Source organism: Butyrivibrio sp. VCB2006, from assembly GCF_000420945.1.
Classification (GTDB): Bacteria; Bacillota; Clostridia; order Lachnospirales; family Lachnospiraceae; genus Butyrivibrio.
In genome coordinates, this window is the sequence record NZ_ATVX01000005.1 from 241,868 (window position 1) to 255,834 (window position 13,967).

Annotated in this window: 6 protein-coding genes and 1 tRNA gene; all 7 read left to right on the forward strand. The window is 42.5% G+C overall.

The window, feature by feature from the left end; translation table 11 throughout:
- Window positions 1–176: 176 nt before the first annotated feature.
- Complete coding sequence (locus G613_RS0106900) at window positions 177–1,184, forward strand: energy-coupling factor ABC transporter permease (protein WP_029231968.1); 1,008 nt, start codon at window positions 177–179, stop codon at window positions 1,182–1,184.
- 37 nt (window positions 1,185–1,221) lie between these two features.
- Window positions 1,222–1,995 carry a cobalt ECF transporter T component CbiQ gene (gene cbiQ, locus G613_RS0106905; RefSeq protein ID WP_029231969.1) on the forward strand — a complete coding sequence of 258 codons (774 nt, stop codon included), beginning with the start codon at window positions 1,222–1,224 and terminating at the stop codon, window positions 1,993–1,995.
- Between the two features lie 42 nt (window positions 1,996–2,037).
- Window positions 2,038–2,781 carry an energy-coupling factor ABC transporter ATP-binding protein gene (locus tag G613_RS0106910; RefSeq protein ID WP_029231970.1) on the forward strand — a complete coding sequence of 248 codons (744 nt, stop codon included), beginning with the start codon at window positions 2,038–2,040 and terminating at the stop codon, window positions 2,779–2,781.
- A 119-nt stretch (window positions 2,782–2,900) separates the two neighbouring features.
- Window positions 2,901–4,082, forward strand: a complete 1,182-nt coding sequence (locus G613_RS0106915; RefSeq protein ID WP_029231971.1) for an acetyl-CoA C-acetyltransferase — start codon at window positions 2,901–2,903, stop codon at window positions 4,080–4,082.
- 26 nt (window positions 4,083–4,108) lie between these two features.
- Window positions 4,109–5,251 carry an HD domain-containing phosphohydrolase gene (locus G613_RS0106920; RefSeq protein ID WP_029231972.1) on the forward strand — a complete coding sequence of 381 codons (1,143 nt, stop codon included), beginning with the start codon at window positions 4,109–4,111 and terminating at the stop codon, window positions 5,249–5,251.
- 55 nt (window positions 5,252–5,306) lie between these two features.
- A tRNA-Arg gene (locus tag G613_RS0106925) sits at window positions 5,307–5,380 on the forward strand.
- Between the two features lie 354 nt (window positions 5,381–5,734).
- A complete protein-coding gene (locus G613_RS17935; RefSeq protein ID WP_029231973.1) occupies window positions 5,735–13,927 on the forward strand; it encodes a pectinesterase family protein in 8,193 nt (2,730 codons plus the stop codon).
- Window positions 13,928–13,967 lie beyond the last annotated feature (40 nt).

Below are 13,967 nucleotides of genomic sequence, written 5' to 3' on the forward strand. Positions count from 1 at the left end.
GATTTAGTCAATAAATTGCGTAAAATTTTATCCCCCCAGGGGGCTTGTAGGCCCCATTTTCTGTAGATTATACTTATGATGTTGCCAAGGTGTGTGGTGCGCTTCCTGTGGTCCGACAGGCAGCGTGCTAACGCACCATTTTAATCTAAAGAAATAGTATGGAGGAGGCATTTTTTATGCATATGGCAGACGCCCTTGTGGCACCAGCAGTAGCTGGAACAATGTATGTTTTATCAACAGGAGCAGCGGGAGTTTCTGTTAAAAAAGTAAGAGAGGAAAACGATCCTAAGAAAATCCCTGTAATGGGTGTAATGGGAGCATTTGTATTTGCTACACAGATGCTGAACTTTACAATCCCCGGAACAGGTTCATCAGGACATCTTTGCGGAGGTATGATGCTTTCTGCACTCCTTGGACCTTTTGCAGGATTCCTTACTATGATTGGAGTTCTTTTGGTTCAGTGTTTACTATTTGCTGACGGAGGACTTCTGGCTCTTGGATGTAATATATGGAATATGGCCTTTTATGGGTGCTTTGTGGGAGCACTTCTGATATGGAAGCCTATCATGACGAAAGGAGCAACGAGAGCTAAGATAATACTTGCATCTATCTTGGGATGTGTTCTGACTCTTCAGATGGGAGCTTTCTCTGTAACAATCGAGACACTTCTTTCAGGAGTAACAGAGCTTCCATTCTCAGTATTTGTAGCAACAATGCAGCCAATTCACCTTGCAATTGGTCTTGTTGAGGGTCTTATCACAGCTGCAGTTCTTATATTTGTTCATGAGGCAAGACCTGAGCTTCTTTGGGGCGTTGGCAAGTCAGAAGAGCCTGTTAAGGAAGGCAAGCTTTCTTTCAAGGGAACAATCATCGCTATCGCAGTTGCAGCAGCTATCTGCGGCGGCGCAATTTCTCTTTTCGCTTCTGCATTCCCTGATGGCCTTGAGTGGTCTATGGAGCAGGTAGCAGGAACATCAGAGCTTGAGGCGCAGGGCGGAGCTTATGAGACAGCAGCAGGTATTCAGGAGACAACATCTCTTTTACCTGACTATGCATTTAAGAACAGCGAGTCAGCAGTTGGAACAAGCTTCTCCGGAATTGTGGGAGCTCTTGTGGTAGTAGGCGTTTGCGTTGGCGCATCCTATGCTTTCAGATTCTTCCGCAAAAAGGAAACTGCAGCTTAAGATATAAAAGTTCTTGGAAATATGCTAAGCTAAGTGTATGAATTCTATTGAAAAAAACATAGGCGAACTTAATAAAATTCAGAATTTACAGCAGCGTTCTCATTGGATGAATGACCTTCATCCTTTGGGAAAGCTGCTTCTTAGCATTCTGTACATTTTTACTGTGGTTTCTTTTGACAAATATGCGCTTGTTCCGCTATTTGTTATGTCTGTTTATCCGATATTCGGTTTTATTGTGGGAGAGCTTTCCTTCAAAGAGGGACTCTACCGTATGAGACTTATCCTGCCACTGGTTCTGTTCGTTGGAATCTTTAATCCCTTTTTTGACAAAAACATAGTGATGGTTGCAGGCATGGAGGTATCCGGAGGAATCATATCCATGTTCACGGTGATGCTGAAGGGTTTTTATAGCGTGCTGTCGGTGTATATCCTTATTGCTACAACCTCTATCGATGATATCTGCTATGCTCTTAGAGCGGTCCATGTTCCCAAGATTATAGTAATTGTCATAATGCTGATCTACAGGTACTTTGGAGTAATGGCAATTGAAGCAGACAGGATAATGACAGCTTATAAACTTCGGGCCCCTTCCCAGAACGGTATACATTACAAGGCCTGGGGAACGTTGGTTGGGCAGTGGCTTCTTCGCAGTATGGATAAGGCAGAGGTTGTCTATGAGAGCATGCTGCTTAGGGGCTTTACCGGAGATTTCAGGATCAAGAAAAAGAAAATCCGAATTGCTGATGTTTTGTATCCTTTGATATGGTGCGTGATCTTTGTGATTATCAGACATTCAGGTATTTTTGGGTGATAAATTGCAGCGGAAGATGATTATAAGTGGTAGGAGATTATTATGCATACCGGAGTTCAGGGTGAAATACTTCGAATTGAACATTTGAGCTTTGCTTATGAAAAAGAGCAGCAGGTGCTGGCGGATATAAATCTTATGGCCTATAGCGGTGAGAGTATTGGAATTATAGGAGCCAACGGCATTGGAAAGTCTACACTGATGAAGCTCCTGGTGGGGCTTTACCTTGACTATAAGGGTGTGTTGGAAGTTGCAGGGCACACTGTGGACAAAAAGAATCTGAATCATGTAAGAGAGCATATTGGATATGTTTTTCAGGATTCGGACAGTCAGCTCTTTTTATCGACGGTGGAAGATGATGTGGCTTTCGGCCCACAGAACTATGGCCTTTCTGATGAAGAGGTAGAGAAAAGAGTTTCTGAGGCCCTTGAAAAGGTGCATATTACCGAGCTTCGCAAAAAACAGACCTATAAGCTTTCAGGCGGTGAAAAGAAGCTTGCGTCCATAGCTACGATTCTGGCCATGGAGCCGGATATCATCATTATGGATGAGCCCTCTATCGCACTGGACCCCAGGAACAGGAGGAATCTGATAAAGATTCTCAATGAGATTAAATCTCTTAAAATTGTAACTTCCCATGACCTGGATTTTATTATGGATACCTGTGAGAGGACGGTTCTTTTGGATGAGGGACGAATCATTGCAGATGGCGCCAGCAAGGATATTCTTTCTGATGAAGCTCTTTTGACGGAGCACGGTTTGGAACTTCCGCTTCGGTTACAGAAATAATGAGTTTATACAATGTTTCGTTGAGCAAGAAACAGTAAAGTGATAAAATAATCTATATAACTATTGGGGTACTGCGGCCAAAAGGTCCGCGTATCGTAGAAAAAATTATGGAGGGTGTTATGGCAAGAAAAGTAGTTTTGGCGGGAGCATGTAGGACAGCGATTGGAACAATGGGTGGAACACTTTCCACAACTCCGGCACCGGCACTTGGTGCAATCGTTATTAAGGAAGCGTTGAAAAGAGCTGGCGTTAAGCCGGAGCAGGTTGATGAAGTATATATGGGCTGTGTAATCCAGGCGGGTCTTGGACAGAATCCAGCCAGACAGTCAGCAATCAATGCGGGAATTCCTGTAGAGGTTCCTGCAACTACAATAAATGTACTGTGCGGATCAGGTCTTCACTGTGTAAACCTGGCAGCTAAACTTATTGGAATGGGTGATGCAGATATCATTGTTGCAGGTGGTATGGAGAATATGTCCATGGCTCCTTATCTTATGCAGCAGGGCCGTTATGGATACAGAATGGGATCCGGAGAACTTCAGGATGCCATGATCAAGGACGCACTTACAGACGCATTTGGCGGATACCATATGGGAATCACTGCTGAGAATATTGCGGAGCAGTGGCATCTTACAAGGCAGCAGCTTGATGAGTTTGCAGCCTGGTCACAGAATAAGGCAGAAAAAGCCATTGCAGAAGGTAAGTTCAAGGAAGAAATCGTTCCTGTAGAAATCAAGAAAAAGAAAGAAACAATTATTTTTGATACAGATGAAGGCCCTAGAAAGGGTGTAACCGTAGAGGGTATTTCAGGACTTAAGCCTGCATTTAAAAAGGACGGTGGCGTGGTTACTGCAGCTAACTCTTCAGGTATTAACGATGCTGCTTCTGCAATCATCGTAATGAGTGAAGAAAAGGCTAAAGAGCTCGGAGTTAAGCCACTTGGAACCTGGATCGCAGGTGAACTTGCAGGCGTTGAGCCAAGTATCATGGGAATCGGTCCTGTAGCAGCAACTCAGAAGGTTATGAAGAAAGCCGGATATACAATCGGAGACTTCGATCTTATTGAGGCAAACGAGGCGTTTGCAGCTCAGTCAGTTGCAGTTCAGCATGATCTTGGATTTAGCAATGACGTACTTAACGTAAATGGCGGTGCCATTGCTCTTGGACATCCTGTTGGATGCTCCGGAAACAGAATTTTGGTATCTCTTCTATATGAAATGCAGAGAAGAAATGTACATAAGGGACTTGCAACTTTGTGCGTAGGCGGCGGAATGGGCTGCGCAGCTATTGTTGAAAGATAATAGGCGCAGTTTTATTGGAGGCTTAGATGGCTGATCGTTCAATTCTTATAGTTGACGACAATGAGATCAATAGAGGAATTCTTGGCGAGATCTTCAAGGAGAAGTATGAAATTCTTGAGGCTGGTGATGGCAAGGAAGCCATGTCCATGATCGAGAAAAATGAAGATAAACTTGCTGCCATTCTTCTTGATATTGTCATGCCTGAAATGGACGGATATGAAGTTTTGGAGGCTATGCAAAAGAAGGATAACCTCAATGACTCTATCCCTGTTCTTATGATCACGGCGGATACTTCTACGGATGCGGAACGTACCAGTTATCAGAAAGGCGCTGCGGACGTTATTCATAAGCCATTCGATCCTGTTATTGTTGATAAAAGAGTTTCAAGAACTGTAGAACTCTTTGATTCCAAGAATAATCTTGAAGATCAGGTAGATGATCAGACAAGAGTGCTTAAAAAGCAGTTCCTGTATCTCAAAAAGCAGGAAGAGCGCTTAAAGTACAGTAATGAAAGAGTTATTGATACTATAGCTACGATAGTTGAATTCAGAAGTATGGAATCCAGCTTCCATCTTAAGAGAATAAAAGGATTTGTAAGAATACTGGCTCTTACAGCAATGAACAACTATCCGGAGCTGGGGCTGAATCCGCATCTTATAGATGTGATTACTCAGGCATCGGCTATGCATGATATAGGAAAGATATCTGTTCCCGACTCTATACTCCTTAAGCCCGGAAGGCTTACAAGCGAAGAGTTTGAGATGATGAAATCGCATACTACAAGAGGAAGCGAGGTTATTGAGCTGATCAAGGATGTGCAGGATAAGGAATATTATGAACTGTGTCTTGATATTTGCAGACATCACCACGAGAGATATGATGGGGGCGGATATCCTGATGGCCTAAAGGGAGATGAAAATTCCATTGCGGCTCAGCTTACTGCAATTTCCGATGTCTATGATGCCCTTGTAAGCGATAGGGTGTATAAGTCTGCATATCCTGTGGATAAGGCCTACGATATGATCAAAAATGGCGAGTGCGGTGTCTTTTCACCCAAGATCCTTGCTTGTTTTGAATTCGCAAGACCAGATATGGAGAAGCTTGTTGCCCAAACCAAAGCTGAAGAAAATTCAGACAAGGTATATTCCGGCGGCGCAAAAGAAAAATAATTGTTGACAAGAATGGCGCTCATGCATATAATATATTTTGTTGCGAAGGCGACTTGTGCGTGTAGCTCAGCTGGATAGAGCGTCTGGCTACGGACCAGAAGGTCGTGGGTTCGAATCCTGTCACGCACACTTCTAATAAAATGGCACTCAGATTTGCTTCTGAGTGCTATTTTTTTATATTTTTTTAATACATTTCTGTTATCTGACAATTCAAATCATTCCCATGAAACCGCATACATTTTATCGATTAGTTTTTTTACTTGATTCAACATGAATGAAGATAGGAATAATCTGTGCAAAGTATACAAAAAATCCCAGTGAAATTTTGTTTACTTTTGAGCGAAATAGATGAAAGAAACTTACATTTCTCTCTTGTTTTCGTCAAACTGAATATGCTAAGATAAAGGCACATTTCATATGTTAATGTAAGCGGTTACATAATTAAAAAAGTATAAACTTACAAGTATTTTTGGGAGGACAAGTATGATTAGAAAGACGAGATGGCACAAGGCTTTCACCAAGGCTAGCGCTTTGGCGATGTCAGCAGCTATGGGACTTTCATCGTTTTCTGCGGCTTTGCCGGGCGGCGTAGCCTATGCAGAAAATTATGAGCCATTAGCTGAAGGCTCAGAAGCTTCTTCAGAGGCTACATCTGAAGTAAGTGAAGCTGAGTCAGTTGAGGCTTCAAGCGTTGCTTCTTCAGAGGCAGATTCATCTGCTACAGAGCAATCTGAGGCAACAACAGCAGATTCAGAGGAAGTAGTTGAGGCAGGCGGTGAATCTACAGCCAAGCCAGAGAACGAGGGAGAAAAAACTGATTTAGAAGAGGCTTTGTCTGATCAGGGGGAAGAAAAGGAAGTATCAGGCAGAAACTTCGATGAATCCAAGACTGACGTATGGGATTTTGGTGCAGAAAATCTTGGAGATGCGTTCAATAACAGACTTGACGCAGAGACAATTAACGGTTTTTATTCAGTAGCAGCCGGTACTACAGGCGTTAATCTTGCATCTTTCTCGGTTGATGATGGGGATTTTGTGTTTGCAGATGGTGGTTATTCTACTGCCCACAGACTTAGAACAACAAACACTGCTTTGACCCGTTATGATGCCAAGAGCCTCAAGGATGCGGATGGCAATGTTTATAGCGGATATATCTATTCAAATAAGGGCGGCAACGAGAATGTTTATGTAGCACTTCAGTGCCAGACAGATGATGTGGTTACTGCTTATGTTGCAAGTAATGGTACAGATTCACAGGTTCATTTCCAGAACATGGAAGATTCAAGTGATGATGCTGCATTTCTTCATCAGAACGGCAGTGGCACTGTGACCAAGATGGTATTCTATCCATCAGCATCAGCTCAGTACAAAATCTTCTCAGCAAATGAGAAGCTTGTTGTAGCCAGAGTTCTTCGTGAGCATGCCAGATATTCATATCTGACAGGTTCAGTAGAGGGATTTGAGGGTACAGGTTCTTTTGACCTTGTATTTAAGAATACTCTTAATGGTAATGAGGTTAAGGCTACAGTTGCCGATGGCAAATTTACAGCAAGACTTGCAGAGGGCTTTGATTATGAGATGAGCCTTGCAGGCGCAGATGAGTATGTTATTTCTTCAGACAAGACTGTTAATATCTCATCTGATTCAGAGATGAATGTAACTGTAAGTTCTATCAGCCTTGTTCAGGTTTCAGGTAAACTTACAGGAATCGCAGACGAGGATGTGCAGAAATTTGCATCAGCTGCTGAATTCAAATTCACTCCTCAGGACAAGAATTCTGTATATGTTCCTGAGATAGCTCTTTCTGTTTCAGAGGATGCTATTGAATATGAAGTTAAGCTTCAGAAGGATGTAACATATGATGTTACTGTAGCAGACAAGGAAGATACAGCTTCAGCATCTTATGCAGCTGTTGATGACTATGATCTTGTAACAACACAGCTGACAGTAGCTGAAGATCTTGAAGATGCTGAGATTGTTTTCGAAGCAAAGCCTGTATATAAGGTAACAATTGTTCCACAGGGAGCAACACTTTCAGACCTTGCAGAGGCAAACTTCAAATTCACAAGACTTGATGTAGAAAAAGATTATGTAGCTGATGGATATGTATATGAGTTTACAGGTACTGATGCTATTGCTCTCAGAGATGGTCAGTATGTAGTTGAGGTTACTAACTCCGGTGCATATGTTCAGAAACTTACAAGCAACCTTATTGTTAAGGGTGCAGATGTTTCCAAGACAATTGGCTTCTCATCAGATATCACAGAGTGGGATTTCTCTGACGCAGCTTTTGCAGCAAAGTTTGCAACAGCCACAGAGGGAACTTACAACGGTCTGTCCTGGACAAACGGAAGATCTCACAACGCAACTTACCTTTATTCAGGTGCCGGAACAATTTCCGTTCCTGTTAAGGGCGCTTGCCAGATTCAGGTAACAGCTAACTATCAGTATTCATACTATTTTGAAAGTGAATCTGAGGCTTCAGTTAATGTTAAGAGCGGATCAACAAGCCAGAATGATACATTTACTTATGATTACAAGGGTGGTAAAGGAACTTTTGATATAACAGTTCTTGGAACTTCCTATATTACTAAGATTGCTACTGTTTATCAGACAGAGTACAAGTCAGAGCTTTTAGTCGGATCATCTGACAAGGCTGATTATGCTACAGTAGGTGAGGCTATTGCAGCTGTTCGCCTCATGAACAGAAAAGACGGTGAGAGAGTAACAATTAACATCGAGCCTGGCAACTACGAAGAAATGCTCGTTGTTGACGTTCCAAATGTTACTCTTGCAAACGCAAGTGCTAACCCTACAAACACACTTGTAAACAGCGGCGTTGACATTGATGACAACGCAGTACGTATTACCTGGTATTATGGACATGGCTATACATACTACAGCATGGGCAGCGATTACAAGTATGATGCAGAGCTTCTTGAGGCTAACAAGGCTAACGGATATGCATCTGTAATCAATCCTGGTTCAGGTACAGCTACTTACTGGAATGCTTCAGTAGTAGTAAATGCTTCAGGATTCGAAGCTAAGAATATTATTTTTGAAAACTCATTTAACCAGTACATGTCACAGAAGGCAGCTGAGGACGTTATCGTAGCTCAGAGCTCAGCAAAAGAGGGCACTGTAGCAAGAAGCGCTATGTCAGCCGGTGACATAAAGGTTCAGGAAAAGAAATATGTTGAGAGAGCAGCAGCTCTTGCTCTTACAGCATCAGCTAAGGAAGCGTATTTTGAGGGATGCCGTATTATCGGACGTCAGGATACTCTTTACGGAGCAGTAGGAACTACAGCAGGTTTCTATAACTGCGCAGTATATGGCGGAACAGACTACATCTTTGGCGGAATGACAGCAGTATTTGCAAAGTGTGATCTTGTTCTCAACACAAGCGAAGATAAGAATGATGTAGCTTATATTACAGCACCTCAGCAGGGATCAAGCTCAAGCCGCGGTTATCTCATGTATAACTGTACAGTAAAGAGCACAACTCCAGGTGTTGATACAGCTTCACAGTACACCTCCAAGCCTGGACAGTTCGGAAGACCATGGGCTGCTAATACATCAGAGGCAGTATTCTTTGATACAGTTATTGAGGCTACAAGCTGGAAGGACGGAGCTTATAGTGCAGATGCCAATACTTCACTTATTCAGCCTGTAGGTTGGAACACATCTCTTAGCGGACAGTCAGCAAGATGCGTTGAGTATGGTACATTTGAGGTATCAGGTGAAGATAATAGTGCTGCACGTGCATCATGGGTACAGCAGCCTAAGGAAGCAGTTCTTGCAGATGGCACAGCTATTTCTGTAGCAGCGTTCCTTGGAGACTGGGATCCATTTGCAGATCACAATGATGATATGAATATTACTTTCCCTGATGGAACAAGTCAGGACGCTCCTGCTCCGGCTCCATCAGAAACACCTGCTTCTGAGACTACAGAATTTGTATTTGAGTCTTCAAGCCTTGATACATTTGCTGCAGGGGCTAAGGTAGACGGAGATACACAGAAGGCAGGAACGGAGGATTACTTTACACTTATCTACAGCGCTAAGTCTAAGGTGGATACATCAACCAAGGTTTGGGACGATGAGTATACATCAGGTGTTAGAGTAAACTTTGGCGGAGTGGCTTCTACAGAAAAGAATGCTATTAAGTTCACAACATCCAATTCTGCAACAGTTAAGGTATGGTGGGCACAGGGCGGAGATGACAACCGTCAGATAGCTATCCTTAACGGCGCAGGAGATAAGGTGGCAGTAACAGAGGGTACATATACCAAGAATGCTCCATATATTTCTACTCTTAAGGTAGATGCTGCAGGAACATATTATCTCGGAAATGTCGTTAACAATAACTATATCTTCAAGGTTGTAGTAACTGAAGATAAGGCTGCAGAGCCTGTTGTTTCAACTCTTGAGTCTGCAGATCTTACAGCATTTGCTGCAGGAGCTAAGGCTGATGGAGAGACAGAGAAGGCTGGTACAGATGAGTACTTCACACTTGTTTACAGTGCTAAGTCTAAGGTAGATTCTTCTACAAAGACTTGGGACGATGGATACACATCAAGCCAGAGAATCAACTTTGGTGGAGCAGTATCAACAGAAAAGAACGCAGTTAAATTCACTACATCTGCTGATGAAGCAACAGTTAAGGTATGGTGGGCATGTGGAGACACAGGTCGCCAGATGGCACTTCTTGATTCTAACGGAAGTCAGGTTGCAGTTTCAGAAGAAGCAGCAGTTAAGAATTCAGCTTACACATCAACTCTTAAGGCTGGTGCAGCTGGAACATATTATCTCGGCGGTGCTACAGGTAACAACTACATCTTCAAGGTAGAAGTTACAGATGGTGCTCCTGTAGAAGTTAAGAGAGCTGAGTGGTCTGAGGTTAAGACGCCTGTTATCAAGAATGTTGCACTTAATTCTTCTGACTCAGGCAAGATCGATGTAACAGTTGATGCAGTAATCGGACTTGACGGTGGAGATTCTCTCGTTGTTAAGATGCTTGATGCTGAGGATAAGGAAATTGCTTCAGCTAAGTCACTTGCTGAGAAGGATGAGTTTACACTTTCATTTGCTCCTACAAAGAGCGGCGATTATCACTTTGTGGCAGAGCTTAGCCGCGAAGACGAAGAAGCTGTTAAGACAAGCGAAGCAACAAGTGCATTTACATTTGTTCTTCCTCTTGCAGCACCTGCATTCAAGAATGCTGTAAACAAGGGCGAAGGAACTGTAGTAGTTAAGTTCTATTCAGTACCTGAAGCAACTTCTTATTTACTTGTTGCAACAGATAAGACTGATGCAGCATCAATGGTTAAGGCAACAGTTGAGACAGAAGCTGTTGATAATGATTCAACTGAGTACTCACACACATTTGTTGGACTCAATGTTGGACATGTATATGAACTTTCACTTGTGGCTCTTCGCGGAGATGATAAGTCAAAGGCCAACACAATGGACGTTGAAATCACATCTGAAGGTGAGCGCGAGTGGGTATTCTCAGCATTTGGCCAGGGCGTATCTAAGGGTTCAAATTGTGGCTATAAGGCAAATGATGATGGTTCTGTAACAGTATGGAATACAGGTAATAAGGGTAAGATTGTTCCTGCTTCTACAGACGGACTTTCATTCTTCTACACAGCTATTCCTGCAGATAAGAACTTTACTCTTACTGCAACAGCTACAATTGATACATGGGCATTTACAAATGGTCAGGAAGGCTTCGGCCTTATGGCTGCCGACAGAGTTGGCGTAAATGGCAACAACGCGGTATTCTGGAATAACTCATATATGGCTTCAGGTACTAAGGTTGAGTATTACTATGATGCTGACAAACAGGTTGCAACTCTTGATGAAACACCTAACAAGATTACAATGAAGCTTGGTCTTGGTGCACAGGAGAAGGCTGGTGTTACACAAGAGAACCTTTCTCGCCTCGAAGCTAATGATACAGCAACTGTTACAGGCGAGTTCTCAACTCACATGTACTCTCTCGAGACAAGCTGTGGTCCTAACGGAACAGGCACATATAACCTGTTTGGTAAGGAAAGTTCAGGAACAGTTGTTGGTACAGTAGCTAATCCTCTCACTCAGATAAGACTTCGTATCCAGAAGAACAATACAGGATACTTTGTAAGCTATCTTGATGAGAATGACAATGTTCTTTCAGTTAAGAAGTTCTATGATACAGAGGCTCTTAATAAGCTTGATGCAGACAATGTTTATGTTGGATTCTTTGCGTCAAGAACATTTAAGGCAACATTTAGTAATATCGAACTTACAGTGATCGATCCTGCTGATGATGAACCTGCAGAGGAGAGACCTGTAACTTATGTAGCTCCAAGTTACAAGGTGATTTCAGCAACATATTCAAATACTGCCAAGTATACTCTTAACTATGTTGGTAACGCTGATGGCGTTCTTACTATCACAGATGCAAAGGGCAAGGCGGTAGTTGATAATCAGTCAGTAACAGCTAATGAGGTTGTAAGCGCAGTTGTTAAGCTTGCCAAGGGTGATAACACATTCAATGTAAGCTTTAAGCCAGACGAGAGCTTCTGCCCAGACGGCGATCAGTATCAGAGACTTTCTTCTTATGAAGCAGCTGAATTTGTTCATACAGTTAGATATGACACAATCAGCGATGATGAGAAGGTTTACGTAAGTGTAGACGGTAAGTTTGATGCAGCAGGAACAGAAAATGATCCTGTAGATATCTATACAGCTGTTAAGTATGTTCAGCCAGGTCAGACAATTGTTGTTAAGGCTGGTACATACAGCTTGAGCAAGACAGTAACTGTTGAAAGAGGTATTGATGGAACACCTTCTAAGCCAATAAAGCTTGTAACAGAAGGCGGAAGAGCAATCTTTGATTTCAATAAGAAGTGCGCTGGATTCATCTTTGCAGGTGACTACTGGTATGTAAACGGTATTGACTGTACACATTCTGGAAACTCACTTAAGGGTATTCAGGTATCAGGAAGCCATATCACAATTGAAGATGTTCGTACTTATGAGAACGGCAACACAGGTCTTCAGGTAAGCAGATATCTTGGTTCTGATGACAGAAGCGAGTGGCCAAGTTATGATCTGATCCTTAACTGTACATCATACAGCAACGCTGATGCTGGTTATGAGGATGCAGACGGATTTGCTGCTAAGCTTACAGTTGGCGATGGTGTTGTATTTGACGGATGTATCGCATACAACAATGCAGATGATGGATGGGATCTCTTTGCTAAGGTTGAGACTGGTTCTATCGGTCAGGTTACAATCCAGAACTCAGTAGCATTTGCAAACGGTTACGGAGTAGATGGAACTAACGAAGGAAATGGTAACGGCTTTAAGATGGGCGGATCAAGCATGTCAGGCCCTCACAAGCTTATCAATTCTGTAGCATGGGGTAACAAGGCTAAGGGTATTGATTCTAACTCTGGCCCGGATATCCAGGTTTACAACTCAATGTCATTCAATAATGGTGCTAACAACGTAGCTCTTTATACAAATGACACAGCAAATACTAACTACTATGTAGACGGTGTTATTTCATACCGTACAACAGGAACTGGCACAAACGAGAATATTAAAGCTAAGGGAACACAGGATAAGAACAACATCTACGGCAAGCTTAACTTCTTCTGGAATGATGGCGCAAGCGCTAATAGCGAAGACCTTAAGGTTTCTGATGATTGGTTTGTATCACTGAATGCTCCATATGCTAATCCTGCAGATCCATATGCAGTAGCAGCATATTTAAGAGCTCCTGACGGATCAATTAACCTTGGTGACTTCATGAAACTCTCAGACACAGGTCTTGCAGCTCTTGCAGCGGCAGGTATTGAGTCTAAGGATGTTGCAGCAGGTCTTGACGGCTCATACGATGCAGTTAGAGACGAAAGAGAAATCTCTGGTTCAGCTGATGCTGCTAAGGAAGATGAAGAGGAAGAAGAGCCAGAAGAACCTGAAATTAAGGGTGAATTTGTTACAAAGTGGGGAACAGTTTACTTTGTAACAGAAGATGGTGAGAAACTTACAGGACTTAATAAGATTGAAGGATCACTTTACTTCTTTAAGTCTAATGGCGCAATGGTTAAGTCAGATTTCGCTACTGTAGATGGTTATACTTACTATCTTGACCAGAACGGTAAGGCTGTAACCGGCTTTATGACAAAGTGGGGAACCCAGTACTTCTTCGACCAGGATTGCCATCAGGTTAAGAATAGTATTGTAGAAGTAGATGGCAACAAGTACTACGTAAATGCTAAGGGCGCTGTTGTTAAGCAGAATTACGCTACAGTTGATGGTAAGACATACTACTTCAATGGAAATGGCGTGATGGTAACCGGCTTCATGACAAAGTGGGGAGCTGTATACTACTTCGATGAGAACGGTGTTCAGGTTAAGAATGCAATTGTAACAGTTGATGGTAAAGAGTATTACCTCAATGCAAATGGACAGCGTGTAACATCAAACTTTGTAACAATTGGTGATAAGACATATTACTTTGGATCAGACGGAGTTATGGTTAGAGGCTTCATGACAAAGTGGTTCAGCAAGTATTACCTTGATGAGAACGGAGTTCTTTACACTAATTGTACATTTACAGTAGATGGAGTTACTTATAAAGCTAACGCAAAAGGTATTCTTACAGTTGTAAAGAAATAAGGTTTATTACGCGGGCTCGCTGATTACATCAGCGAGCTCG

Coding starts and splice junctions, on each gene's coding strand:
- cbiQ (WP_029231969.1), top strand. CDS start 1,222: ATGAATTCTATTGAAAAAAACATAGGCGAACTTAATAAAATTCAGAAT.
- G613_RS0106910 (WP_029231970.1), top strand. CDS start 2,038: ATGCATACCGGAGTTCAGGGTGAAATACTTCGAATTGAACATTTGAGC.
- G613_RS0106900 (WP_029231968.1), top strand. CDS start 177: ATGCATATGGCAGACGCCCTTGTGGCACCAGCAGTAGCTGGAACAATG.
- G613_RS17935 (WP_029231973.1), top strand. CDS start 5,735: ATGATTAGAAAGACGAGATGGCACAAGGCTTTCACCAAGGCTAGCGCT.
- G613_RS0106920 (WP_029231972.1), top strand. CDS start 4,109: ATGGCTGATCGTTCAATTCTTATAGTTGACGACAATGAGATCAATAGA.
- G613_RS0106915 (WP_029231971.1), top strand. CDS start 2,901: ATGGCAAGAAAAGTAGTTTTGGCGGGAGCATGTAGGACAGCGATTGGA.